This is a genomic window from Nonomuraea sp. LP-02, assembly GCF_036289125.1.
GTDB lineage: Bacteria > Actinomycetota > Actinomycetes > Streptosporangiales > Streptosporangiaceae > Nonomuraea > Nonomuraea bangladeshensis.
Genome location: NZ_JAXCLK010000001.1, coordinates 5,450,352 through 5,475,312, shown reverse-complemented (window position 1 = coordinate 5,475,312; position 24,961 = coordinate 5,450,352). Strand labels below are relative to the sequence as shown.

The window sequence follows — 24,961 nt, the reverse complement described above, 5'->3', positions numbered from 1 at the left end:
CTACCGGTGAGTAGGCAAGCGGAATATCCTTCTGGCATGCGTGCCACCGCCCCCGGCAGGACCCAGGACATCATCTCGCCCTTCACCGGCGAGACCATCGCCGAGCTCGCCCTCAGCGACGTCGAGGACGTCGGGGCGGCCTACCGGCGGGCGCGCTCCGCCCAGGCCGCGTGGGCCGCGCGGCCCGCCGCCGCGCGGGCGGAGCCGTTCCTGCGCCTGCACGACGCGATACTCGACCGCCGCGACGAGATCCTCGACCTCGTCCAGGACGAGACCGGCAAGGCCCGCAAGCACGCCATGGAGGAGGTGCTCGACGTCGCGGGCTGCAGCCTCTACTACGCCCGCCGCGCGCCCCGTCTGCTCGCCCCGGCCCGCCGCCAGGGCATCTTCCCGCTCGCCACCCGGGTCACCGAGCTGCGCCAGCCCAAGGGCGTGGTCGCGGTGATCTCCCCGTGGAACTACCCGCTGTCGCTCGGCGTCACCGACACCGTCCCCGCGCTGCTGGCCGGGAACGCCGTCGTCCACAAACCGGACACGCAGACCGCCCGGTCCACGCTGTGGACCATCGACCTGCTCGTCGAGCTCGGCATGCCGCGCGAGATCTGGCAGGTCGTGCTGGGCGAGCCGGCCGACATCGGCGACGCGCTGCTGGACCACGCCGACTACGTGGCGTTCACCGGCTCCACGCGCGGCGGCAGGAAGATCGCCGAGGAGGCGGCCAAGCGGCTCATCGGCTGCTCGCTGGAGCTCGGCGGCAAGAACCCGATGCTGGTGCTCGACGACGCCGACCTGGACGTGGCCGTGCAGGGCGCGCTGCGCGCCTGCTTCACCAGCGCGGGCCAGCTCTGCCTGTCGACCGAGCGCCTCTACGTGCACGAGTCCGTCTTCGAGGAGTTCGCCCGCCGCTTCGTCAAGCAGGTCGGCAACCTCAAGCTGGGCGCGGGCCACGACTGGTCGGTCCAGATGGGCTCCCTGTCCTCGCGGCGGCAGCTCGACGCGGTCTCCGCGCACGTGGACGACGCCCTCGCCAAGGGCGCGCGGCTGCTGACCGGCGGCCGGGCCCGCCCCGACCTCGGCCCGCTGTTCTACGAGCCCACCGTGCTCACCGGCGTCACCGAGGACATGGAGCTGTGCAGGAACGAGACGTTCGGCCCGGTCGTGGCGCTCTACCCGTTCGGGACCGACGACGAGGCGGTGGAGCTCGCCAACGACACGATTTACGGGCTCAACGCCTCCGTCTGGACCTCCGACGTGGCGCGCGGACGCGGGCTCGCCGCCCGGATCAAGGCCGGCACGGTCAACATCAACGAGGGGTACGGCTCCGCGTACGCCTCCTACGACGCCCCCATGGGCGGCATGAAGTCCTCCGGCCTCGGCCGCCGCCACGGCGCCGAGGGCCTGCTGCGCTACACCGAGTCCAAGACGGTGGCCGCGCAGGCGGGCTGGCTGGGCTTCGAGCCGCCGTTCGACCTGACGGCCGAGGCGTGGGCCGGGGTCCTGGCCGGCACGCTCAAGGCGATGCGGAAACTCGGCGTCCGATGAGCTTCGACGTCCTCGTCATCGGCTCGGGGTTCGGCGGCAGCGTCGCGGCGCTGCGCCTGGCCGAGAAGGGCTACCGGGTCGGCGTGCTGGAGGCGGGCCGCCGCTTCGACGCGACCACCCTGCCCGTCACCTCCTGGCGGATCCGCGACTTCCTCTGGGCCCCGTGGCTGGGGCTCAAGGGCATCCAGCGCATCCACCTGCTGCGCGGCGAGCGGGGCAGCAAGGTGATGGTGCTGGCGGGTGCCGGGGTCGGCGGCGGCTCCCTGGTGTACGCCAACACGTTGTACGAGCCGCTGGCCCCGTTCTTCGACGACCCGCAGTGGGCGGGCATCACCGACTGGCGGGCCGAGCTCGCCCCCCACTACGACCAGGCCAAACGCATGCTCGGGGTGGTGCCCAACCCCACCTTCACCCCCGGCGACGAGATCATGACCAGGGTCGCCGCGAAGATGGGCGTGGCCGGCACCTTCCGCCTCGCCCCGGTCGGCGTCTACTTCGGGCCGGACGGCGTGGACCCCTACTTCGGCGGGGCGGGACCGGAGCGGCGCGGCTGCGTCGAGTGCGGCGCGTGCATGACCGGCTGCCGCTTCGGCGCCAAGAACATGCTGACCGAGAACTACCTCCATCTCGCCGAGCGGGCCGGGGCCAGGATCTACCCGGAGTGCACGGTCACCTCGGTGCGGCCCCTGCCGTCCGGCGGCTACCAGGTGTCCGCGCACCGGACGGGCTCGCCGCTGCGGCGCCGTACGTTCGCCGCCCGGCAGGTGGTCTTCGCGGCGGGCACGTACGGCACCCAGCGCCTGCTCCACAAGCTGCGCGACGAGGGCGTGCTGCCGCGCCTGTCGTCCCGGCTGGGGGCGCTGACCCGGACCAACTCCGAGGCGCTGCTCGGCGTCGAGCGCCTGGGGAGCGGCGGCGAGAAGCTCAACGGCGGCGTGGCGATCACCTCCTCCATCCACCCCGACGCCGAGACCCACATCGAGCCCGTACGCTACGGCGCCGGCTCCAACGCCATGGGCCTGCTCCGCACCCTGCTCGTGGACGGCGGCCAGAACCGGTGGCGCGCCTTCGCCCGCGAGGCGGCCCGGCGGCCCCTGCGCACGCTGCGCCTGTTCGACCTGCGCCGCTGGTCGGAGCGGACCATCATCGCCCTGGTCATGCAGGCCAAGGACAACTCGATCACCGTGCGCCGGAGCCGGTTCGGGCTGCGCTCCTCGCTCGGGCACGGCGAGCCCAACCCGACCTGGATCCCGGCCGGGCACGAGGCGGTGCGGCACGCCGCCGCCGAGATCGGCGGCATGGCCGGCGGGACGTGGCTCGACCTGTTCGACATCCCGACCACGGCCCACTTCCTCGGCGGCTGCGCGATCGGCGACTCGCCGGGCACCGGCGTCATCGACCCCTACCACCGCGTGTACGGCCACGAGGGGCTGCACGTCGTGGACGGCTCGGCGGTCTCGGCCAACCTGGGCGTCAACCCGTCGCTCACCATCACCGCCCAGGCCGAGCGCGCCCTGTCGTTCTGGCCCAACGCGGGGGAGCCCGATCCGCGTCCGCCGCTCGGCTCGGCGTACGCGCGGCTCGCCCCGGTCCGCCCCCGCCACCCGGCGGTCCCTGCGGGCGCTCCCGCCGCACTCCCCGAATAGGCCCGTGGCGAACGCGCGGGCTCCGGCGGGCCGGAGGATGGCAGGGTGAGGGCGTGACCTGGACCACCTCCGCGCTCGCGCTCCTCGCCCCCGAGCCGCCGACCCCGCTGATCGAGTTCCCGGTCGCCGCGCCGGGCGTCCGGCTCCTGCTGAAGGACGAGTCGCGGCAGCCGACCGGCAGCCTCAGGCACCGCCACGCGCGGGCCCTGTTCCGGCGGGCGATCGCCGAGGGCCTGATCGCCGAGGGCACGACCGTGGTGGAGGCCACCGGGGGCAACGCCGCCGTCGCGCAGGCGTGGTTCGCGCGGCGGCTCGGCCTGCCGTACGTCGTGGTGATGCCGGGCGAGCGCAGCGAGGCCCGCGCGCGGCCGGTGGAGGCGCTGGGCGGCGAGTGCCGCTTCGTGACACCGCCGCTCGCCATCTACGACGCCGCCCGCGCGCTCGGCGGCCACTTCCTCGACCAGTTCGGCCGCGCGACGCCGCACGACCTCGCCGACGAGCTGTTCGGCCAGGTCCGGCCCGACTGGGTGGTGACGGGCGCGGGCACCGGCGCGACCTCGGCCGGTCTCGGCGCGCGGGCCCGCGAGCTCGGCCTGCCCTGCCGCGTGGCCGTCGCCGATCCCGACAACTCCGCCTACTTCCCCGGCTGGACCCTCGACGCCGCCGACTACGCCACGGGCATGCCGTCGCGGATCGAGGGCATCGGCCGCCCCCGCGTCGAGCCCGGCTTCCGTTTCGACCTCGTCGACCTGGTCGTCCCCGTGCCCGACGCGGCGAGCGTCGCGGCGGCCCGCCGCCTGCGCGAGGTCACCGGCCTGCCGGTCGGCCCCTCCTCGGGCACCGCCCTCTGGGCGGCGCTGGAGCTGGTCGAACGTCTGCGCGCCCGGGGCGAGGGCGGCACAATCGTGTCGCTGATCGGCGACGCCGCCGAACGCCACCTGGCGACCTGCCACGACGACGCCTGGGCGGCGGCGAAGGGCCTCGACGTGGACCGGCACCTGGGCACGCTCCGCGACCGCGTTCACGGGCCCGTCAGCTCAGAGGGTGGCTGACCCAGACGTTCGGCTCGACGTAGACCGCGTGGTCGTGCTCGACGCGACAGTGCACGGGGGTCAGCGCGCCCGGCACCTCGACCTCGCCCGAGCGGTCGAAGGGCAGGCCGGTCCACGTCCGCCACTCGGCCAGCGTGCCCGCCACCACCATCGACCTCGGGGCCACCTTGACGATCTTCCCGCCGACCCGTACGTGCACCCGCAGCCACGGGTCGTACGGCAGGCCGTCCTCGCGGGTGCGCCAGGCGTACTCGGCCATGGGGGTGCCGGGCTCCAGGTGCTTGCGGTTGGGGCGGACGGGGGCGACCAGCTCGGCGAAGCCGAGGGCGGCGGCGCGCTCGCGCATCGCCCGGAGCATGACGCCCGACAGCCCCTCGCCCTGCCGGTCCTTGCGGACGCTGATCTCCAGCGCGGAGACGCCGTTCGCGCGCTGCCCCCGCTCGCGGGCCAGCCAGCCGCGCCGGATCACGCCGTCCCAGCCGTCGTCGGGCAGCTCGGCGGCCTCCGACCGGTACGGCATCATGCAGGCCCGCGCCACCACCCGCCCCGGGTCGGCGTCGTCGTCGGCCACCAGGACGTACTCGGCGTACGTGGTGTCGGTGAAGGGGTAGAACAGGTCGGCGAGCGGGTCGTTGAGCGCGAACTCCGGCCAGGTGTGGTCCATCTCCCACAGCGTCGCGGCGAACTCCGGCCGCTCGGCGAGAGTGGTGATCGTCAGGGCCATGCCGATCATTGTCACATCACCCTTCACCGGTTTTTCACCCCTTAATGGGCTTGATCGCCGTGCGCTACCGTCGGCCCATGACAGAACTCACCCCCAGGCTGCGCGCGGTCACCGACCTCATCGTGGCCGAGGCGCGCGAGGCCGGCGGCAGGCACGAGTACGACGGTCACGTCCAGGACCTGTCGCCCGAGGGCGTGCGCGCCGGGCTGGCGCGGCTCGGCGAGGGCGCCGCGCCGGCCGACCCGCACGACGCCGAGCACCTACAGGTGTTCGAGGAGAGCCTGCGCTGCCAGTTCGGGGAGCTGGAGCTGCACCGGAAGAACCCGATGCCGCACCTGTCCAACCTCGAACTGGCCTGCTACGACCGCGACTACGGCCCCGCCGAGGACCGCGCCAGGGCCAAGGCCGCCCACCTCGCGCTCTGGCCCGAGGCCGTCGAGGGCGCGATCGCCTCGCTCGACCAGGTCAGCGCCCCCGTCGCGCGGTCACTCATGGGCGCGGTCAAGGGCCTCGCGGCCGGCGTCACCGACGAGGCCGCGCTGGCCGCGCACGGCCGGCTCGTCGCCCACCTCGAACGCGCCGCCGCCGAGGGCGACCCCGACGCCGCGCTCGGCGCCGACGCCCTGAGCAGGCTCATGGGCACCGCCGAGGGCCTGCCCGTGGACCTCGGGCGGCTGGCCGAGCGCGCCGACGCCGAGCGCGACCGGCTCATGTCGCTGCTCGCCGAGTCCTGCGCCAAGCTCGGCCGCACGGAACCGCCGCTGGAGGTCGCGAGGGAGCTGGTCAAGGAGCACCCCGGCGCGGACGAGGTCATCGAGGCGGCCAGGGTCGGCACCGCCAAGGCCATCGCGTTCACCAGGGAGAAGGACCTGGTGCCGTACCACGACGGCGAGTGCCTGGTCGGCCTCGCGCCAGAGTCGCGGAGCTGGGCCATGGCGATGATGGCGTGGAACGCGCCCGCCGAGCCCGACGGCCCGTCCTGGTACCACATCACGCCGCCGGACCCGTCCTGGCCGCGGCAGGAGCAGGAGGAGTGGCTGGAGGTCTTCAGCCACACGACGCTGCCGGCGATCAACGTCCACGAGGTCGCGCCGGGGCACTTCTCGCACGCCCGCGCCATGCGCCACGCCCCGTCCGAGGTGCGCAGGCTGCTCATGTCGAGCGCCTTCATCGAGGGCTGGGCGCACTACGCCGAGGAGCTGTGCGTCGAGGAGGGCTTCGAGCCGGACGACCCGCGCTTCGAGATCGGCGTCTGGCTGGAGGCGCTCCTCCGCGTCACCCGGCTCGCCTGCGCGATCGGCGTGCACACCGGGCAGTTCACGGTCGAGGAGGGCGCGCGGCGCTTCGAGTCCGACACGCACCTGCTCGGCCCCGCGGCGCTGTCGGAGGCCAGGCGGGCCACGTTCGACCCCACGTACGGCCGCTACACCTGGGGCAAGCTGCTCATCCTCGACCTGCGCGAGCAGGCGCGCAAGGAGTGGGGCACGGGCTGCACGGTGCAGCGCTTCCACCGCGAGCTGCTGGCGCTCGGCGCGCCCCCGCTGGGACTGATCGGCGCGATCCTGTAGGTCCGTACGGGCCCGCCCGGCTGCGGCGGGCCCGTCACCAGTGGCGCTCGTGGGCCAGGACGCGCACCGCGTCGCCCTCGCGCCGCACCAGCAGGCGTACGCAGTCGCCCGGCAGGATGTCCTTGTAGGTGCCCGGGTCCACCTCGACCGCCTTGGCCCGCGCCGAACGCCCGTCGTGCAGCGCGAGGTAGCGCGTCCCGTCGTCGTGCCACCGCTTGACGACGTGCCCGGCCACCTCGTGGCGGCGGGGGCCGCCGGCGTACCCGGCGGGCTCGATGTCATCCCCCTGCCAGCCGCTGCCGGTGAAGATCCACTCCCGCTGCGGCGACGGCCGGGCCGCGAGCTCCCTGCCGCGCGCGGTGAGCAGGAACCCCCGCCCGCCGAGCAGCAGGCTCCCGCCCGCCACGAACGACACCATCGTCGCGATCCCGCCCAGCCAGGACACCCCGGCCTCGGCGACGGTGACGTACCAGGGGACGGCCAGCGCGACGGCCAGCCCGACCGGCACGATCAGGCTGGGCCAGCGCCGCCGGGCCAGCCCCAGGTCGATCGCCCGCCGCCGGACCAGCGGCGCGAACTCGCCCTCCAGGTCGGCCCCGTCCGGCATGAGGGCGACGAGCGGCGCCCCGTCCGCGTCGGCGAGGTTGAGGCCCGCCAGCCGCGCCCGCACCCGCTCCAGCGCCCACCGCTGGTACGCCGGCAACGCCTCCTCCACAGGGAAGGGCACGAGCGCGAGCCGGTCGCCCTCGATCCGCGCCGGCCCGAGCTCGGCCAGCTCGCACAGCGTCGCGTGGAACACCTCCTGCGCCCGCATCCCGCGCAGCAGCTCGCCCACCGCCCGCGGATCCGGCTCCCCGGCGGGCGCGGGGAAGGCGGCGGGCCGCTCCCTGCCGGCCACCACGACGGCCGCGGCCAGCGCGGCCACCCAGAGTGCCCAGGCGGTCGCGGGCCAGACAAGATCCATTGTTCTGTGTTAGCACGAGAGCCCGCGGCAGGCCAGGCGTAATATCCGGGACCGATAGACTGGAGTCACCGCACTTCGCCTTTGGGGGGTTCTCTCGGTGTCAGAATTCGACACGGTGCTGGTGGTCGACTTCGGCGCACAGTACGCGCAGCTCATCGCCCGGCGGGTGCGCGAGTGCCACGTCTACTCCGAAATCGTCCCGTCGACGATGTCCGTCGAGGAGATGATGGCGAAGAACCCCAAGGCGATCATCCTGTCCGGCGGGCCCTCCTCGGTCTACGCCGAGGGAGCGCCGCCGGTGCCGCACGGCCTGTTCTCGACCGGGGTGCCCACGTTCGGCATCTGCTACGGCTTCCAGGCCATGGCCCAGGCGCTCGGCGGCACGGTCGCCCGCACCGGCGTGGCCGAATACGGCGGCACCGCGCTCAAGGTGCTCGACGAGGGCGTCATCTTCGCCGGGCTGCCGGCCAGCCAGCAGGTCTGGATGTCCCACGGCGACAGCGTCGCGGCGGCGCCCGAGGGCTTCACGGTGACCGCCTCCACCGGCGAGACGCCGGTCGCCGCCTTCGAGCACCCCGGCCGCGGCCTCTACGGCGTGCAGTTCCACCCGGAGGTGCTGCACTCCGAGCACGGCCAGGTGGTGCTCAGGCACTTCCTGGAGGCGGCCGGCTGCCGGCCGAGCTGGACCATGCTCAACATCGTCGAGGAGTCCGTCGAGGCGGTGCGCCGCCAGGTCGGCGACGGCCGGGCGATCTGCGCGCTGTCCGGCGGGGTCGACTCCGCGGTGGCCGCCGCGCTCGTCCAGCGGGCCATCGGCGACCGGCTGACCTGTGTCTTCGTCGACCACGGGCTGCTGCGCAAGGGCGAGGCCGAGCAGGTCGAGCGCGACTTCGTGGCCGCCACCGGCGTCAAGCTGCGAGTCGTCGACGCCGCCGAGCGCTTCCTCAAGGCGCTGTCGGGCGTCACCGACCCCGAGGAGAAGCGCAAGATCATCGGCCGCGAGTTCATCCGCGTCTTCGAGGACGAGCAGCGCGCCATCATGGCCGACGGCCCGGTCGACTTCCTGGTGCAGGGCACCCTCTACCCCGACGTCGTGGAGTCGGGCGGCGGCACCGGCACCGCCAACATCAAGTCGCATCACAACGTCGGCGGCCTGCCCGAGGACCTGCAGTTCACGCTGGTGGAGCCGCTGCGCACGCTGTTCAAGGACGAGGTGCGCCGCGTGGGCGAGGAGCTGGGCCTGCCGGCCGCGATGGTCTGGCGGCAGCCGTTCCCCGGCCCCGGTCTCGGCATCCGCATCGTCGGCGAGGTCACCCGCGAGCGGCTGGAGATCCTGCGCGAGGCCGACGCGATCGCCCGCGAGGAGCTGTCGCGGGCCGGCCTCGACCGGCAGATCTGGCAGTGCCCGGTGGTGCTGCTGGCCGACGTGCGCTCGGTGGGCGTGCAGGGCGACGGCCGCACCTACGGCCACCCGGTGGTGCTGCGCCCGGTCACCTCCGAGGACGCGATGACCGCCGACTGGTCGCGGGTCCCCTACGACGTGCTGTCGCGCATCTCCACCCGCATCACCAACGAAGTACGCGAGATCAACCGGGTGGTCCTCGACGTGACGAGCAAGCCCCCGGGCACCATCGAGTGGGAGTGAGCCCATCGATCTGGCGAAGCCGCGCATAATCGTGACAACGGGGGGAAGTGAATCTGGCTCTGCGCCAACTCGCGACCAGGTTGGTGACGGGACGCCCGAGGCGCCGGCCGGCGCGGGGGCACCTGGCGCGGGCGGGAAGGATGACACGCCTGTATGCCCCAAGCTGGTGAGCACAGCGACGCGGCGCCGCTGGTCCTGCTGGTCGAGGACGACCCGCAGGACGCGCTGATCGTCCGCGAGCTGCTGGAGGACAGCGGCCTGGCCGTACGCCTGGAATGGGCGCGCTCGGTGAAGCAGGCGCGGCAGGCGCTGGCGCGGCTGCGCCCCCAGTGCGTGCTGCTCGATCTCGACCTGCCCGACGCCTACGAGTTCTCCGCGCTGTCGGCCGTGCTGGAGGAGGCCGGCGACGCGGCCGTCGTGGTGCTGACGGGCCTCGCCGAGGAGCAGGCGGGCCTCGCCGCGGTGACCGCGGGCGCGCAGGACTACCTCGTCAAGGGCCGGGTGGAGGCCGAGTGGCTGGGCCGGGCGCTGCGTTACGCCATGCAGCGCAAGCAGGCCGAGCAGGCCGCCGTGGCGCTGCACGCCGAGCGCGTACGCGCCAAGGAGAACGCCCGGCTCGAACGCGGCCTGCTGCCGACCCCGCTGCTGGAGACCATGCCGATCCAGGTCGCCTCCCGCTACCAGGCGAGCCGCGGCTCCCTCACCCTCGGCGGCGACTTCTTCGACGTCGTCGAGTCCGACGACAAGGTCGTGCACGCGGTGATCGGCGACGTGTGCGGTCACGGCCCCGACGAGGCGGCGCTCGGCGTCTGCCTGCGCATCGCCTGGCGGGCGCTGGTGCTGAGCGGGCTGGAGGGCGGCGCGCTGCTGCGGCAGCTCCAGCGCATCCTCGACGCCGAGCGGTCCAGCCCCGAGATCTTCGTGACGATGTCCACGCTCGTGCTGGAGCCGGACCAGCGCACGATCCGCGTCTGGCGGGCCGGCCACCCCGGCATGCTCGTCCACACCCCCGAGGGCATCTCCCTGGCCGAGCCGGCGCAGGGCCCCGCGCTCGGCCTGCCCGTCGAGAGCGACTGGGAGCAGCACGTCATGGAGCTGCCGCCGGGCGGCGGGCTGACGCTGTTCACCGACGGCCTGTTCGAGCGCCGCCTGCCCGGCGAGCGGGCTCGCTGGCTGGGCGAGGAGGGCCTGCTGGAGCTGGCCAGGCGGCGGGCGCACCTCGACGGGCAGTCCTTCATCGACGCGCTGGTCGAGGACGTCGAGACCGCCGCCCCCGAGACCGCCGCCGACGACCTCGCCGTGGTCCACCTCCGCTGGAAAGACGAGCTGTGAACGCTTCCCCCGTGCGCGGCTGGCGCCGCCTGACGGTCCACGCCTGGTTCGTCGTCGTGCTGGCAGTCGCGGCGGTGCTGGTGATCGTCTGCGCCGTGGTCGCCACCCTCATGCTGGACCGCACCGCCCGCCTGTCCGACCAGCTCATCGAGCGGCTCTCCCCGGCCAGGATCGAGGCCGCCCAGCTGGAGAACGCCCTGCTCAACCAGGAGACCGGCGTCCGCGGCTACCTCCTCACCGGGCGGCGTGACTTCCTGGACCCGTACACCGAGGGCGTGCGGGCCGAGCAGGGCAGCGTCGAGCGCATCGCGGCGCTGCTCCAGGAGCATCCGGAGCTCGTCGCGGAGGTCGAGGCGGTCCGCGCCGAGGCCGCGTCGTGGCGGCGGGCGTACGCCGAGCCCGCCATCGCCGCCAAGCGGGCCGACGCCGCCGTCCCCGAGGCGGGCAACGAGAGCGGCAAACAGACCTTCGACGCCATCCGGTCCCGCCTCGACCGGCTCTCCACGGAGCTGACCGAGGCCCGCGCCGCCGAGCAGGCCGACCTGCGGTCGGCGCAGCGCATCCGCGACTGGGCCTTCCTCGCCATGGTCGTGCTGTTCCTGCTGGCCGGCCTCGCGATGGCGATCCTGCTGCGCCGGGCGGTCGGCCGGCCCCTGGACGAGCTGCGGGTGGCCTCCCGGCACATCGCGACCGGCGACTTCGACCATCCGATCCCCGAGCGGGGCCCGGCGGACATCCGCGAGCTGTCCCGCGACGTGAACCTGATGCGCAAGAAGATGGTGCACGCGCTGCAGGAGTCGCACGAGCACCAGGGCCAGCTGCGCGCCCAGGCCGCCGACCTCGACGCGCAGGCCGTGGAGCTGCGCCGCTCCAACGCCGAGCTGGAGCAGTTCGCGTACGTCGCCTCGCACGACCTCCAGGAGCCGCTGCGCAAGATCGCCACGTTCTGCCAGCTCCTGCAGAAACGCTACGGCTCGGTGCTGGACGAGCGTGGCACCCAGTACATCCACTTCGCCGTGGACGGCGCCACCCGCATGCAGGTGCTCATCAACGACCTGCTCAGCTTCTCCCGCGTCGGCCGCATGTACGACGACCGCAAGCCGGTCGAGCTGGACGACGTGCTCGACAAGGCGCTCGACGACCTCGGCGCGGCCGTCGAGGAGTCCGGGGCCCGCGTCGAGCGCCCGGCCGAGCTGGCCACCGTCATGGGCGACCGGACGATGCTCGGCCTGCTCTGGCAGAACCTCCTCGGCAACGCGATCAAGTTCCGCCGCGCGGGGGAGACCCCGGAGATCCGCATCACCTGCGAGCGCGGCGACGAGGGCGAGTGGGCGTTCGCGGTCGAGGACAACGGCATCGGCGTCGAGGCCGAGTTCGCCGAGAAGATCTTCGTCATCTTCCAGCGCCTGCACAACCGCGAGACCTACGGCGGCACGGGCATCGGCCTGGCGATGTGCCGGAAGATCGTCGAGAACCACGGGGGCCGCATCTGGCTCGACACCGGCTACACCGGAGGCACCCGCATCCGCTTCACCCTGCCCGTTTCCGGGCCCGTTTCCGAGCCCGATCAAGAAAGCGACTCATGACCACTGCGCAGGCCATCGAAGTGCTCCTCGTCGAGGACGATCCCGGCGACGAGCTGATCACCCGCGAGGCGTTCGAGGACAACAAGATCCAGAACAACCTCCACGTCGTCAGGGACGGCCTGGAGGCGCTCGACTTCGTCTACCGGCGCGGCGGGTACGCCGACGCCCCCCGCCCCGACCTCATCCTGCTCGACCTCAACCTGCCGAAGTACGACGGCCGCCAGGTCCTGGAGAAGATCAAGGGCGATCCCGAGCTGCGCGCGATCCCCGTCGTCGTCCTCACGACCTCCTCGGCCGAGGAGGACATCCTGCGCAGCTACGACCTGTTCGCCAACGCGTACGTCACCAAACCCGTCGACCTGGAGCGGTTCCTGGCCGTCATCCGCCAGATCGACGAGTTCTTCGTCACCGTGGTGCGGCTGCCCGGCCGCCTCCAGGCGCCGGGCAGCAGTCCCGGAGCCTAGGCCGCCGGCCGGTAGGACGACGGGCCGTCCCAGGAGCACTCCCGGGTCTCGTCGAGCAGCAGGTCCACCACGTCCGACAGCCGGCCCTCCCGCTGGTACGCACGCCGCTGCCGGGCGGCCGAGCTGCCCCGCGCCAGCGCCTCACGGGCCAGGGTGGACACCAGCTCCCAGTCGCCCGCCTCCTCCAGCTCCGGCCGCAGCCCGTCCACCAGGTTCATGAACACCTCGCCGGCGGGCCGCGGCACGCCCTCGACCGGGTCCACGAGGTCGCCCTCCAGCCCGGACCGGGTCGCCTGCCAGGTGGCCGCGCGCACCGGCTCCAGCTGCATCTCGCGGTACGGGTCCCGCCGCACCGCCGCCAGCTCCCGGATCACCAGCGCCCGGAACAGCCCGGCGATGAGCGCGATGTCGTCCACCCGCGGGCAGGAGTCGCAGATCCGCAGCTCCACCGTCGGCACGTGCGCGGACGGCCGCACGTCGAAGTAGATCATTCCGGGGTCGGTGATCGTACCGGCCTGGATGAGGTCCTGGACCATCCGCTCGTAGTCGGCGGCGGAGTCGAACTTGGCCATCGGCCCCGACGTGGGCCAGCGCTGCCACACGAGCGTGCGGTAGCTGGCGTACCCGGTGTCCTCGCCGAACCAGAACGGCGAGCTGCACGACAGCGCCAGCAGCGGCGGCAGCCACGGCGTCACGCTGTGCGCCACCGCCGTCGCGAGGTCCTTGTCCTCGATCTCGACGTGCACCTGCGTGCCGCAGATGAGCTGTTCACGGGTGAGAAGCTGGTAGTCGTCCAGCATGCGCTCGTAGCGCGGGTCGTCCGACACCTTCATGCGCGACTTGTCGGCGAGCGGCACCGTGCCGGCCGCGACGATGCCCAGCCCCAGCTCGTGCGCGGCCTGCACGAGCTGGCCGCGCAGCTCGCAGAGGTCCGCGGCGAGGTCCTCAAGGCGGGCGAACGGCGCACTGTTGGCCTCGATCGTGGAACGCTGCAACTCCTCGGAGAAACGTCCCTTCGGCAGGGCGTCGAGCAGCGGCCCCGAGCGGGTCGAAAGGTGCCTGGTCCGCAGGTCCACGATGTGGAACTCCTCCTCGACGCCCACCGTGAAGGATCCCGTCTGACCTGCCATGATCTCTCCCGCCTCTATGCCCGGTTCAAGGAGCCGTCCTCTTTCCAGAAATGAGCCTTTTGCACCTGTTGAAGGCAGCTGCGAAGCGAGCTAGGCGCCACAGGCTGCCGAGGAGCAGCGGCGTCAGCAGCGCGCCGATGAGGATCGGGGCGGCCATGTAGCGGAAGTCCTGGGCCGAGATGTTGGCCAGGACCGCCAGTTGCTGCCCGGCGACCACGGCCGCGACGCCCAGCACGTACCGGTTCCGCCCGGCCAGCGCCCCCGCCGCCACCGCCAGGTACGACAGGTACGCCCACGACGCCCCCCGCCACAGCGCCCAGTCGTACTCGGGGGCCAGCGACCCCGTCAGCCAGGGATCGGCCACCTGGTACAGCTCGTACGACAGCGGGCGCAGCGAGAACACCCACCGGCCGGGAAAGTCCGGCACCTTGCCGGGCCCGACGTAGGTGTCGGCGGTCGGCCGCAGCGACAGCCGGTACGTCGTCCCGCCCGTCAGCAGCGGATCGCCCACCGGCCGCCAGGCGATCGCGCCACGGCACAGCCGGGTCTCCACCATCAGCCCGGGATCCTCGACCAGCAGTCGCCGCCACAGGGCGAGCAGCTCGCCGGCGTGCGCGTCGGCCTGCTGCCAGCTGAAGTCCTCCCGCCAGATCAGCGTGTTGACCGTGGAACAGGTGCCGCCCCACCACCAGCGGTCCAGCGGCGCCACCGACTCCAGCAGCGCCCGGTCCCGCTCGCCGAACAGCTTCGGCCGGTCGCGGAAGGCCACCGCGACGTCGCCGAAGGCCGTGTGGTAGACGTACGTCGAGGACGGGGCGACGATCCCGAACCGCGGGAACGCCGCGTTCGTCAGCACCAGCGGCAGCGCCGCCGCGACCGCGCCGGCCAGCAGCAGCCGCACCCGGCCGGCCCTGACGACGAGGACCAGCACCGCCACGGCCACGCCCACCACGAGAAAGCCGTTCGCCCGGAACAGCCCGAGCGCCAGCGTCAGCGCCGCCAGCCCGGCGAGCCCCGGCCCGCTCACCCGCCGCGCCGCCGCGAAGCGCGCGCACACCCCCGCGATCGCCACCGCGCAGATCGTGAACGGCACGTCCTTCCACAACGTGACCGTGAACGCCCCCACGGGCGGCGCGAGCGGCATCAGCATCGCCACCGCCGTGGTGAGCCGGCGCGGCGCCCCCACCGCCTTCAGCGACTGCGCCAGGAACGTCAGCGCCGCCGCCATGGCCGTCGTCTGCCCGAACGTGACCGCGCCCAGGTCACCGGTCCTCGTGAAGCTCAGCCACATCAGCGCGTCGTAGAGCACCGAGTGATCGCTCACCCAGGGGCCGGCGAGCGTGTGGCTGAGGTAGAGGACCGAGTCGCGGCTGAACAGACCGGGGTAGTAGGCCGCCCACCAGCACGCGAGCCCCGCCTGGGCGACGATGAAGGTGGCGAGCGCCGGCCAGGCGCGCAGGGGCCGGGTCAGGCCCGCCGGGGCGCCGTCGCTCCCCATGATTCTCGCCATCGGAACCGGGAGTCGGGCGTCGTCAGGGGTAGCTCACTCCGGGCTCCAGCGCCTTGCCGCCGCCGCGGGCCAGCGTCGGGACCGTGACGAGGTGGTAGCCCTGCTTCTTCAGCTCCTTGAGGATGCCGGGCATCGCCTTGACGGTGGCCGGGACCGTGTCGTGCATGAGGATCACGCCGTCGCGCTTGGCCAGCTTGAGCACGGTCGCGGTGATCTTGCGGGCGTCGCGGAGCGACCAGTCGAGCGTCGTGCCGGTCCACATGATCTGCGACATCCCGGCCTCGTCGGCGATCCGCAGCACGCGGTCGTCGGTGTGTCCGTACGGCGGGCGGAACATCGTCGGCCGGTATCCCGTCGCCTGCTGGATGGCGTCCCGCCCGACCCGGATCTCCTGGCTGATCTCCTCGTCCAGCAACGCCCTGAGCGACTGGTGCGAGTAGGTGTGGTCACCGACCGCGTGCCCCTCGGCCAGCGTCTGCCTGGCGATCTTCGGGAGCTCTTCGACCCGCTTGCCGACCAGGAAGAACGTCGCCTTGGCGTTCGCCTTGCGCAGCGTCTTGAGCAGCGCGGGGGTCTGCGCGCCGGGACCGTCGTCGAAGGTCAGCGCCAGGCACTTCACGCGGGCGCAGTCCACCCGCGCCTCGGCGGCGGTGGAGGTGGAGGCGGCGGTGGCGGCCGGGCCGGACGACAGGGTCAGGGCGGCGGCGAGGAGGGCATGAGTCACCACGACCGCAAGCCTAGAGCCAACCGGACACGCCCGCGCCCCCGCCCTGATCACTCGGCTGGATCAGCGCTGGAGCCGGGCCCGCAGGAACAGGCTCACCCCGCGCAACGACCCCACCGGCAGATACCGTTCAGCCCGGATCACCGCCGACAACCCCGCGTTGAGCAACGCCGGCACCTTGCTCAGATCGCTCCCCACCGACCGCCGCCGATGCCACTTGACCACGGGCCGCAGCAGCACGTTCCAGCTCCAGACGCGGTCCACCTTCAGCCCGGCCTTCTCGACCACGGTCGTCAGCGACTCCCGCCGGTAGCGGCGTACGTGCCCCACCGCGTCGTCGTGCGCCGACCACAGCGCCATGTCGCACGGCACCGCGATCAGCACGTGCCCGCCGGGCGCCAGCACCCTCGCGATCTCCTCGGTGACCAGGTGGTCCTCGCGGATGTGCTCCAGCACGTCGAACGCGGTCACCAGATCGACGCTGCCCGACCCGAACGGCAGCGCCCGCGCGTCCGCCCGGACCGCCGGGACCCCGCGTTGCCGCGCCATCTCCAGAGCCGACTCGTCGGTGTCGGTGGCGGTCGCGTCCCAGCCCGCCTCGGCGAGCACCCGGGTGTTGCCCCCGCCCGCCGCGCCGATGTCCAGCGCCACTCCGGGCCGGCCCAGCTCGCGCAGCTCCCGGCGCAGGATCGCGCGGCGCTCGCGGTACCACCAGTGGGCGTCCTCCAGCGCGATGAGCCGGCGGATCTCCTCGGTCTCCATTGATGTGTTCTCAGTTCCTCGTGAGGGGCGATGTGGCGGCGCGGATCACCATGAGCAGGCAGTACGCGGCGACGACCACGCCCACCTCGGCCATCCGCCCGGCCTGTGGCGGCAGCGTGTGCAGGAGGGCCACGGTGAGCGCGAGATTCACGGCGAAGAACAGCGCCGTGCGGAAACTGAGCACGGCGCCGGCGGTGCCAGCCAGGACAAGCGCGCACGTGGCCGCCGTAGCGGGTTCCTGGAAATCCCGCATCGGCCAATAAACCATCGCATAGAGAACGGCGGAGAACAACACGTGCAGCGAGCCGGCGAACGGCCGGCCCGGCGGCCATCCTCCTCGCGACCGTCCTCCTCGCGGGCGTCCTCCGCGTCGGCGCGGCGGCAGCGCGTCCGGATGGCACGGCACCAGCTCGGGCCGGACCATCGGAACGCGCGCCCGCCCCGCCGCCATCGACCACGCCACCCGGACCAGGCCCCGCAGGTCGTCGATCGCCGTACGGACCACCTGGACCCGCGAGTCCAGATCCTCCACCCAGTCCACCGGCACCTCGTGCACGCGCAGCCCGTTGTGCTCGGCGAGCAGCAGCAACTCGGTGTCGAAGAACCAGCCGTCGTCCTCGACCTTGTCCATGAGCGGCCGTACCACGCGGGCCCTCGCCGCCTTGAACCCGCACTGCGCGTCGCTGAACCCCGCCCGGAACCCGTGCCTGAGCAGCGCGTTGTACCCGCGCGAGATCACCTCCCGGCGTACCGAGCGGCGGATGCGCGCGCCACGGCCCAGCCGGGTGCCGATCGCGATCTCGGAATGCCCACTGGCCACCGCCGCGACCAGCGGAAACAGCGCGCCGAGATCCGTGGACAGATCCACGTCCATGTACGCCACGATGTCGGCCTGGCTCTCCCGCCAGGCCGCCCGCAACGCCGCGCCCCGGCCGCGTACGTCGATCCTCCGCGCGTGGACGCGGTCGTACTCGCCGGCCAGCGCGGTCGCGACCGGCCAGGTGGCGTCGGTGCTGCCGTTGTCCACGATCGTGATGCGCCACGGCAGCGGGAAACCGCCGTCGAGGAAGGCCGCAAGCGTACGGACGCAGCCAGGAAGGGCGCGTTCCTCGTTGAGCACGGGAATGACGATGTCGACGCTCGCCCGACGGGCCGCCGTGCCCAGGACGCGGAAGGTCGGCTGCATGGCGGCGCGCGTGTCCATCGAGCTCCCTGATCCTTCGCCTAGGGTGGCCGTCGTTCAGGAAAATGCTGCTGGGGCCCCTCGCGGGGCGGGCGGGTTTTCTGCGCGCATGCCCCGAAGAGGAGCATCCTTTTACCCGGCGGGAAGCTCGTACACGGAGAACGCCCTGTTACGGAAACGCAGAGCGGCGTAGCCGTCGAGCTCCGGATTGACCCTGGTGAAAAGCCACCGGACCCCGTATCCGCCGGCGAGCCGCCGGACGTTCTCCCGCGTCGGCGCCGCGAACACCGCGTCGTTGGCGGCGAGCCGCGCCGCGTCCGTGAACGGCACGCTCAGGTATGACCCGCCGTACGCCCTGGCCCGCGACAACGTGCTCTCGGCGTACGCCCACCCCTCCACGAGCACCCGCCGCTCACTGAACCCCGCCACCCAGTAGTGCCTGCTGTCGCACCCCGGCACGATGACCGGACGACAGTGCAGATCGGTCGCGACGACGTCATCGGGCCGCGAGTGCTCCCGCAACCACCGTGCCGCCTCCCGCCCGCCTCGCGGCACCACCCGTTCCCGCCGCCCCTCATCCGGCACCACATGCCGAACCACCTCAACCGCCGACGCCGGCACGCCGTACCCCGCCATGACCCCCACAACCCCCAACACAACACCGGCCCGAGCAGGCACAACCGCGCTCCTCCGCACCCCCACGGCCACCCTGAGCACCACGATCGCCACCAGCAGGACAACCGCCATCAGCACCAGATAGGGCCCCACCACCCACATCAACCCACCCAGACCCGCCTCCACCCGCCCGGACCCCCGCAACACCCGCTGGACCCCGGCGACCATCACCGCCACCCCCGCGCCGACGGCCACCCACGCGCCCACCACCCGCGCGACCGACTTCCCGTCACCCGCCCACGCCCGCCCGGCCACGGCCACCCCACAAACCGCCGCAACCGACAGATAAGGCCGAACACTCTCCAGGAAGTACAGCTGCGACCCCGCCGGATGCCCCAGCACCAGAACCGCCCCGACCCCGGCACCCCCCATCCCCACCAGCAGCAGAACATCCGGCTCCGCCATCCGCCGCCACCCCAGCCCAGCCACCCCGCCCCACACACACGCACAACAGAACAACTGCACCGCGGCCAGAACCCCCAAAACCCACACCGCCCCCGGCCCCGCCCCCGCCTGAAGCGTCGCCGGCTCGCCCTGAGAACCCCCGGTCACGACCCCCCACAACACCCGCATGGTCGCGAAAGGCGCGATCTCCGTCCCCTGAGTCCCCCTCCCGAACACCACCGCCTGCGCCACCACCAGACCCCCGAGCGCGAGCCCCGCCACCCCCAGCCACCGCCCCGGCACCCGCCGCTCCACCACCCACCGAACCCCCGCCACCAGCACCGCCCCGGCCAGCAACAACGGCAGGAACGTCGCCTTGGCCCCCGCCAGCACCGCCACCAGCAGCACCAGCACCACCCAAGCCCGCCCCCGCACCCCACCCACCAGCAACAACACCACGGGCGCGAAGAGCAGCGCCCCGAACGTCTGCGTCGGGCTGGCCCAAGCCGTGAACATCGACCGCGTCGTGAACACCACACCGTCCTGCAACACGGGCCCGAACAGGAAGTACGTGACCCCGACCGCCGCCACCCCCGCCGCCCAGCTCCCGCCCACCCGCCGTCCCACCGCCGCCACCAGCACCACCAAGGCGGCGGTCATCGGCAACGTGGAGAGCCGGTAGACCAGCGTGACGGGCTCGATCCCGGTCACCCAGCTCGTCGCCGCCATCTCGGCGTACACGAACCAGTGGTAGGGAAGCGGCTCACCCAGCACCGACGGGAACGTGGGCGGCACCTCCCGCTTGACCTCCCCGAGCAGCGCCAGGTGATAAGGCATGTCCACGTACGCCTTCCCGACCGGCACCCGATACAGGAACAACGCACTCCACACCACCAGATACCCAACCACCCCACCCAACACCCACCCACACCACGCCGGCACCCGCTCCCGCCCACACCACCCCGACTCCCGCTCCCGCTCTCGCCCGCGCCACCCGGGGACCCGCTCCCGCCCGTACCACTCGCGCCCGCACCGCACGGACACTCGCTCCGGTCCGCATCGCCCCCGCGCCCGCACTAGCCCCGACTGCCCCCAGAACCGCCGCAACCCGGGCACCACCACGAAAGCCCCGACCACCAGTACGGACGGAACCAGCACCAACCTCGGCATCCCAACCGCCCGAGCCGGCAGATAGGCCAGCACCTCGACCGCATACCCGACCGCCAACCCGGCCGCCAGCTCCTCCAGCCCCGCCCACGCACGACCACCGGTCAACGCCCGCCACAAGAGCACCCCCGGCAGCGCCACTCCGCCCCCGAGGTACCCCCCGAACGCGACCAGGTCTCGCACGGAGACCCCGCACCACAGAAACACCACCACCACACCGACACCCACCGTCAGCGCAGGCAACCAACCAGGGAGCCGCCCCACCAGGGGACCGCGCGCCAAACCCCCAACCACCCTCCGCCCCCCGCACGCCTCACCGCGCTTGCCTCACCGCGGTGGCATCACTGGACCGACATCGCCACGCTGGCGCCACCGCCCGCCGACCATCCCAAGAGCCGCCGCCGCTGGCCACCCCAAGGGCCACCGTCCCGCTGGACAGCCGGGCGACCACCTGCTGGGCAGCCGACTGGTCGGCACCTGAGCCGGACACCGCCGCCCACCCTGCCGCCCACCCCGCTGGTCACTCCGCTGGTCACCGCCTATCGGACGCCGCCAGTGGGCACGACCCTGAACGCCTCAGCGGAGCGCCGCCTGCGTGTCATACCGTCCACCGGCCCATTCCCACCCGGCCCCACTCCACATGCGCCCCCGACACCCTCACGGAGGGACGCAAAGCACGTCGCCCAACGACGTCGCCCAACGACGTCGCCCACACGACTTCACCGAAGGCGTCGCCGAAGCATGTCACCCGACGACGTTGCCGAAGGACGTTGCCGAATGAGGTCCCCGAAGCGCACTGCCCAAGGACATCACCGAAGGACGTCACGCAACAACATCACCGAACGACGCTCACCAACCGCGTGAACTCGACCGGCAAATCAACCCCATCCCAAACCCGACCAAAGCTGAGCGCACTCCCCACCGGCACCATCCGATCAACCCCTCGCCCGCCCAACCCCCTGGCCAGCTCCTCCAACTCCTCCCGCCCGAACCCGAAGTGCGTCATCGTCTGATCCCGCCGCTCCACCACCGCGCCCAGCTCCGCCAGCCCTCCGAGCCGGCAGTGCACGAACGTCCCGGCCCCCAGCCACCGCCGCGGAACCGTCGTCTCCTCCACCAGGGTCACGTTCGCCAGCGCGTTCCCCCGGAACTCGACGCTCTCGGCCACCCCGTCGGCGGCCAGCCCGTACGTGGCCACCCGCTTCTCCACGGCCATCCCCGGCTCCACGCCCCACCCGCGCCCATCGAGCACCCGCGCCACGTGATCGATGAAGTCGGCCCGAGCCGCGTCGCAGTCCTTCTCCGCCCCCACCCAGAACACGGTCCGCGGCGACGAGCAGGCGGCCTGATCAAACCAGTAGGCGTCGTTGACGAACCCTTCGGCCACGTTCACCCGAACCGCCCGCTCCGCGCACAACCAGGCCGCCGCCCGTACCACCGCGAACGACGACCGATCGGGAAAATCAAGCTCCCGGGCATGCGGCGCGAGTGGATGCCGCCGCACGTCCAGCACCGTACGGTCGCCACCCCACACCACCCGCAGATCGCAGGCCGCGGAGAAGGCCGCCGTCACCTCCTCATCCGACCGGTCATAGGTGACGATCCGCTGCGTCTCGCCCACGATGGGATCAGCCTCGGCCAACGCCTCGTGCAACGCCTCCAGGATCACCCCGGCGACCGCCCCGGCCCGTGGCGACAGCCGTACGACGTTGCGGTTGCCCATGAGCGCCGACAGGGCCCAGGAGTAGACGAAGACGGTGTCGACGTTCGCCGGTGGGATGTGGAAGACCAGTCCGCGCGGCACCCGCACGTGCTCGCCGTTGAGGGAGTCCAGGGTGCGCGTCAGTTCGCTCGGCCGCAGGAAGAACCCGAGCGACCCGAGCTCGGGGTGCCGCCGCGCCGTCGCGGACCGCAACAACCGCTTCCCGAACGCCGCCAGAAACCCCCGAACCCGCTCATCCCCGACCGCGAGTCCTCCACCCCGCAACCCACCGAGCAGCACCTCAACCGGCACCACGCCCTGATGGGCCCCAGCCTTGCGGCCGAGGGACGCGCCCTCCCGAAGGCCCATGCCCTCGGCGCCAGGCACAGCCGCCTGCATAGCCCCGGCCTCCGCACGAGACCGCCCATCCACAAGGGATACGACGCCCGCACCAGGGAACAACACCTGCACATGGGGGGAGTCGCCCCCTCGCTCGCCCTGCCCCGAGCCCTCGATCCCGCTCGACATCACCGCAGCCGTCCCTGCCACCCCAGCCACTCCCGCCGCCGTCCCAGCCATCTCGTGCGCCCCAGCCCGGTTCCGAATGTCCCTAGCGTCGCCACCGAGGCACCCGCCCACAGCCCGGCAGTCCCGATCGTCGTCCCCGAGGCGCCCGCCCTTGCCCTGGCCGTTCCGGCCGTTGTCCCCGAGGCGCCCGCCCTTGCCCCGGTAGTCCCGATCGTTGTCCCCGAGGCGCCCGCCCTTCCCCCGGTAGCTGGCTCCTCTCCGGTGGGCGGCGTTCCGCTCGCCATCAGCGCTGCCCGAAGGTGTCGCTGCACCCGCGTGCCTCGGCCCGGGGCAGCCTGCCCAGCACCTCGAACCGTTTCCCCGGCCAGACCCCGTCATCGACGCCGCGCATCACGCCCAGATCCTCGGTGAGGAGCACGTGGCCCGGATAGGACGTGGGCAGCGTGCTGACCACCTCGACCAGCCCCGGCACTCCGGGCGGCGCCTCCTCCCAGGTCTCCGGGTCGCGGATCACGACGTCGGCGAAGTCAGGGCAGTAGAGGCCGTCCCCGTCGGGCCCTTCCAGGAAGATCGTCCCGATCTGTTCGACCATCCCGTAGAAGTTGTGGACCCGGACGAGCCCGCACTCCGCCTCCAGCCGCCGCCGGAACTCCGCGTTGTCCACCGCCTGCTCAGCGAGCCGCTTCCACCCACCCGAGTGGATCAGCACCCCCTGCGACAGGTCCAAGCCCAGATCCAGCAGGTAGAGCCACACCATGAAGGTGAACCCGAACACCAGGAACCGCCCGCCACCATGCCGCGCCAGGAACGCCTTGACCGCCTCGGCATCCACCCGCCCCTGCTCGTCCAGCACGAACGTGTGGTCGCGGCCGAAGTTCATCATCCCGAGCACGCCGGCCCCACGGGCGCTGAGCGTCGCGTCGCGTACGACCGACCTGCTGTCGACCACCAGCATGGGCAGCCGCCGCTCGCCCAGGACCTCCTTGAGCGTCGCCGCGAGCATCCGTGTCTGCGCCGCCGCCGCCTCCCGGTCGAGGTAGACCCGGCTCGGCCGCTGCCCGGTGGTGCCGCTGGAGGTCAGCACCCGGAACACCCGCTCCGGCGGAACGCTGCGCAGCTCGTGCGTCTTGAACAACCGCACCGGCAGCCAGGGCAGATCCACCAGCCGTTCGTACGGCGGCCTCGCCCCGATCGCGTCAAGAATGCGCTGGTACGGCGGGCACGCCGCCCGATGCCGCTCGGTCAACTCGGCCAGCTCCCTGACGAGCCGAGCTTCCCGCTCCTCCTCGCGCAACGTGAAAACGCTCACCCCGAGCTCCTCACTTTCACTGAGCCCCACCGCCTCACGGCCGGCCGCGCCGCACGGCTCCCGGACGTCTTCACGTGCGTCCTTCCAGGGAGCGGTAGTCGACCTTTCCCGTGGCGAGCAGGGGCAGGCGGTCGATGGGACGTACGTCGAAGCCGCTCCAGTGGAGCCGCAGCTCGGCGCCCAGCCGCCGGGCGAGCCCCGCGCAGCCGGCCGCGTCCAGCCCCTCGGCCCAGACCGTCACCCGGTCGTCGCCGCTGGTGGCGGCGGCCGGGCCCGCGTTGCGCAGCAGGCGTTCGACGTCGTCGAGGTTGACCCGTACGCCGAAGATCTTGGCGATGCGTTTGAGCCGCCCGGTGAGGTGGAGGAAGCCCTCCGCGTCCAGCCGCCCGAGGTCACCGGTGCGCAGGACGCCGCCGAGGTCGTCCCCGCGTGCCAGGTCGGCGGCGGTCTCCGCGTAGCCCATCATGACGTTGGGCCCGTGGTAGACGACCTCGCCGTCGTCGATCTCCAGCCGCCCGCCGGGCACGGCCCGCCCCACCGAGCCGAGCTTGTCGGCCAGCCGGTCCGGAGGCAGGACGGCGATGCGGGCCGTGGCCTCCGTCTGCCCGTACATCACGAAGAACCGGTCCGCCTTCGAGGCGAACTCGGTGGCGACCTCGGGAGCGAGCCGCCCGCCGGCCTGCGTGAGCGTGGCGATGGACGGATGCTCGGCACGGTCGTAACGCAGGCGGCGGAGCATCTCGTACTGATAGGGGACGGCGGCCAGGGACGTGCAGCGGTGCGCGTCCAGATGGGCCCAGAACGATCGCTCCAGCAGCCCCGCCTCCGTCAGCATCACGGTCGCGCCAGCCGCCAGATGGCTGTTGAGCACCGAGAGTCCGTAGCTGTAGTGCAGCGGCAGGCTCGTGGGAGCGACCTCGTCCGGGGTGATCGACAGGGCGGCGGCGATGCCGGCGGCGTTGGCGAGGACGGCCTGGCGGGACAGGCGTACGAGCTTGGGATTGCCGGTGGACCCCGAGGTGGCGAGGAGGACCGCGAGGTCGGGATGCGGCTCGGGTGTGTCGCGGCGGGCGGGTGACGAGCCGTCGGCCGCGTGCGTGAACCCGAGCAGCGCCGCAGGCCGGAACCGCGCCGCCAGCTCCGCCAGCGTGCCCGGCGACAGGTCGGGATCCAGCAGCGCCACCGGCCGCCCGGAACGGAACGCGGCCAGGTAGCGGAGCACGGAGGCGAGGTTGTTGCGCATCCCGCAGAACAGCGGGCCGGGCCGCAACCGCGCCAGGATCTCGACCGTCCGGACGATCCGGCGTTCCAGCTCGCCGGCTCCGAGCACCACCCCCTCCCCGGCGATGATCACCCGCGCCTGA

The 24,961-nt window shown here is 72.7% G+C and carries 19 protein-coding genes; 8 read left to right on the top strand and 11 right to left on the bottom strand.

Translation table 11 applies throughout. The features are described from left to right. Positions 1-36 precede the first annotated feature (36 nt). Genes SMD20_RS25310 through SMD20_RS25300 form a run of 3 tightly spaced genes read left to right on the top strand, consistent with a single transcriptional unit; the run spans position 37 to position 4,240 of the window. Positions 37-1,542, top strand: coding sequence for a succinic semialdehyde dehydrogenase (locus SMD20_RS25310; protein ID WP_329585378.1), 1,506 nt, complete (start codon positions 37-39; stop codon positions 1,540-1,542). After that, entirely contained in the window at positions 1,539-3,188 is a 1,650-nt protein-coding gene (locus tag SMD20_RS25305) for a GMC family oxidoreductase (RefSeq protein WP_329585375.1), read from the top strand. The genes SMD20_RS25310 and SMD20_RS25305 overlap by 4 nt, the downstream gene beginning before the upstream one ends. A 53-nt stretch (positions 3,189-3,241) precedes the next feature. Further along, the gene (locus SMD20_RS25300; protein WP_329585372.1) at positions 3,242-4,240 is read left to right on the top strand and encodes a PLP-dependent cysteine synthase family protein; all 999 of its coding nucleotides are present in this window, start codon (positions 3,242-3,244) and stop codon (positions 4,238-4,240) included. Here SMD20_RS25300 and SMD20_RS25295 read toward each other — a convergent pair. Further along, entirely contained in the window at positions 4,221-4,964 is a 744-nt protein-coding gene (locus SMD20_RS25295) for an N-acetyltransferase (protein WP_329585369.1), read from the bottom strand. The two genes, SMD20_RS25300 and SMD20_RS25295, sit on opposite strands and share 20 nt — an antisense overlap. A gap of 77 nt (positions 4,965-5,041) precedes the next feature. Here SMD20_RS25295 and SMD20_RS25290 point away from each other — a divergent pair, with 77 nt between their 5' ends. Continuing rightward, entirely contained in the window at positions 5,042-6,532 is a 1,491-nt protein-coding gene (locus tag SMD20_RS25290; RefSeq protein WP_329585367.1) for a DUF885 family protein, read from the top strand. Between the two features lie 34 nt (positions 6,533-6,566). Here SMD20_RS25290 and SMD20_RS25285 read toward each other — a convergent pair whose 3' ends face one another. Then, the gene (locus SMD20_RS25285; RefSeq protein ID WP_329585364.1) at positions 6,567-7,496 is read right to left on the bottom strand and encodes a hypothetical protein; all 930 of its coding nucleotides are present in this window, start codon (positions 7,494-7,496) and stop codon (positions 6,567-6,569) included. Positions 7,497-7,593: 97 nt separating this feature from the next. On the opposite strand from SMD20_RS25285, the gene guaA reads away from it, so the two are divergent. From guaA to SMD20_RS25265, 4 genes are all read left to right on the top strand, one after another. After that, a complete protein-coding gene (gene guaA, locus SMD20_RS25280) occupies positions 7,594-9,141 on the top strand; it encodes a glutamine-hydrolyzing GMP synthase (protein ID WP_329585361.1) in 1,548 nt (515 codons plus the stop codon). A gap of 153 nt (positions 9,142-9,294) precedes the next feature. Beyond that, positions 9,295-10,473 (top strand): PP2C family protein-serine/threonine phosphatase, encoded by a 1,179-nt coding sequence (locus SMD20_RS25275; protein WP_329585358.1) that lies wholly within the window; start codon positions 9,295-9,297, stop codon positions 10,471-10,473. After that, entirely contained in the window at positions 10,470-12,059 is a 1,590-nt protein-coding gene (locus SMD20_RS25270; protein WP_329585356.1) for a sensor histidine kinase, read from the top strand. The genes SMD20_RS25275 and SMD20_RS25270 overlap by 4 nt, the downstream gene beginning before the upstream one ends. Then, entirely contained in the window at positions 12,056-12,523 is a 468-nt protein-coding gene (locus SMD20_RS25265; protein ID WP_329585354.1) for a response regulator, read from the top strand. The genes SMD20_RS25270 and SMD20_RS25265 overlap by 4 nt, the downstream gene beginning before the upstream one ends. Here the strand turns inward: SMD20_RS25265 and SMD20_RS25260 are convergent. From SMD20_RS25260 to SMD20_RS25220, 9 genes are all read right to left on the bottom strand, one after another. Then, entirely contained in the window at positions 12,520-13,653 is a 1,134-nt protein-coding gene (locus SMD20_RS25260; protein WP_329585352.1) for a carboxylate-amine ligase, read from the bottom strand. The two genes, SMD20_RS25265 and SMD20_RS25260, sit on opposite strands and share 4 nt — an antisense overlap. A gap of 25 nt (positions 13,654-13,678) precedes the next feature. Continuing rightward, a complete protein-coding gene (locus tag SMD20_RS25255) occupies positions 13,679-15,151 on the bottom strand; it encodes a hypothetical protein (RefSeq protein WP_329585350.1) in 1,473 nt (490 codons plus the stop codon). A gap of 34 nt (positions 15,152-15,185) precedes the next feature. Beyond that, on the bottom strand, positions 15,186-15,890 hold the full coding sequence (locus tag SMD20_RS25250; protein ID WP_329585347.1) for a polysaccharide deacetylase family protein: 705 nt from the start codon (positions 15,888-15,890) through the stop codon (positions 15,186-15,188). 60 nt (positions 15,891-15,950) lie between these two features. Beyond that, the gene (locus SMD20_RS25245; protein ID WP_329585345.1) at positions 15,951-16,649 is read right to left on the bottom strand and encodes a class I SAM-dependent methyltransferase; all 699 of its coding nucleotides are present in this window, start codon (positions 16,647-16,649) and stop codon (positions 15,951-15,953) included. Positions 16,650-16,659: 10 nt separating this feature from the next. Beyond that, entirely contained in the window at positions 16,660-17,853 is a 1,194-nt protein-coding gene (locus SMD20_RS25240; protein ID WP_329585343.1) for a glycosyltransferase, read from the bottom strand. A gap of 111 nt (positions 17,854-17,964) precedes the next feature. After that, entirely contained in the window at positions 17,965-19,728 is a 1,764-nt protein-coding gene (locus tag SMD20_RS25235) for a hypothetical protein (RefSeq protein WP_329585340.1), read from the bottom strand. Positions 19,729-20,893: 1,165 nt separating this feature from the next. Then, on the bottom strand, positions 20,894-21,973 hold the full coding sequence (locus tag SMD20_RS25230) for an acyl-CoA reductase (protein WP_329585337.1): 1,080 nt from the start codon (positions 21,971-21,973) through the stop codon (positions 20,894-20,896). A 598-nt stretch (positions 21,974-22,571) separates the two neighbouring features. After that, positions 22,572-23,597, bottom strand: a complete 1,026-nt coding sequence (locus SMD20_RS25225) for a LuxE/PaaK family acyltransferase (protein WP_329585335.1) — start codon at positions 23,595-23,597, stop codon at positions 22,572-22,574. A 70-nt stretch (positions 23,598-23,667) separates the two neighbouring features. Further along, positions 23,668-24,951, bottom strand: coding sequence for an AMP-binding protein (locus tag SMD20_RS25220; RefSeq protein WP_329585332.1), 1,284 nt, complete (start codon positions 24,949-24,951; stop codon positions 23,668-23,670). Between the last annotated feature and the right edge of the window lie 10 nt (positions 24,952-24,961).

What these genes read in the sequence shown, in the direction of transcription:
- SMD20_RS25285 (WP_329585364.1), bottom strand. Translation starts at nt 7,496, where the DNA reads ATGGATCTTGTCTGGCCCGCGACCGCCTGGGCACTCTGGGTGGCCGCG.
- SMD20_RS25290 (WP_329585367.1), top strand. Translation starts at nt 5,042, where the DNA reads ATGACAGAACTCACCCCCAGGCTGCGCGCGGTCACCGACCTCATCGTG.
- SMD20_RS25255 (WP_329585350.1), bottom strand. Translation starts at nt 15,151, where the DNA reads ATGGGGAGCGACGGCGCCCCGGCGGGCCTGACCCGGCCCCTGCGCGCC.
- SMD20_RS25305 (WP_329585375.1), top strand. Translation starts at nt 1,539, where the DNA reads ATGAGCTTCGACGTCCTCGTCATCGGCTCGGGGTTCGGCGGCAGCGTC.
- SMD20_RS25235 (WP_329585340.1), bottom strand. Translation starts at nt 19,728, where the DNA reads ATGCCTTATCACCTGGCGCTGCTCGGGGAGGTCAAGCGGGAGGTGCCG.
- SMD20_RS25240 (WP_329585343.1), bottom strand. Translation starts at nt 17,853, where the DNA reads ATGGACACGCGCGCCGCCATGCAGCCGACCTTCCGCGTCCTGGGCACG.
- SMD20_RS25295 (WP_329585369.1), bottom strand. Translation starts at nt 4,964, where the DNA reads ATGGCCCTGACGATCACCACTCTCGCCGAGCGGCCGGAGTTCGCCGCG.
- SMD20_RS25310 (WP_329585378.1), top strand. Translation starts at nt 37, where the DNA reads ATGCGTGCCACCGCCCCCGGCAGGACCCAGGACATCATCTCGCCCTTC.
- SMD20_RS25275 (WP_329585358.1), top strand. Translation starts at nt 9,295, where the DNA reads ATGCCCCAAGCTGGTGAGCACAGCGACGCGGCGCCGCTGGTCCTGCTG.
- SMD20_RS25245 (WP_329585345.1), bottom strand. Translation starts at nt 16,649, where the DNA reads ATGGAGACCGAGGAGATCCGCCGGCTCATCGCGCTGGAGGACGCCCAC.
- SMD20_RS25260 (WP_329585352.1), bottom strand. Translation starts at nt 13,653, where the DNA reads ATGGCAGGTCAGACGGGATCCTTCACGGTGGGCGTCGAGGAGGAGTTC.
- SMD20_RS25265 (WP_329585354.1), top strand. Translation starts at nt 12,056, where the DNA reads ATGACCACTGCGCAGGCCATCGAAGTGCTCCTCGTCGAGGACGATCCC.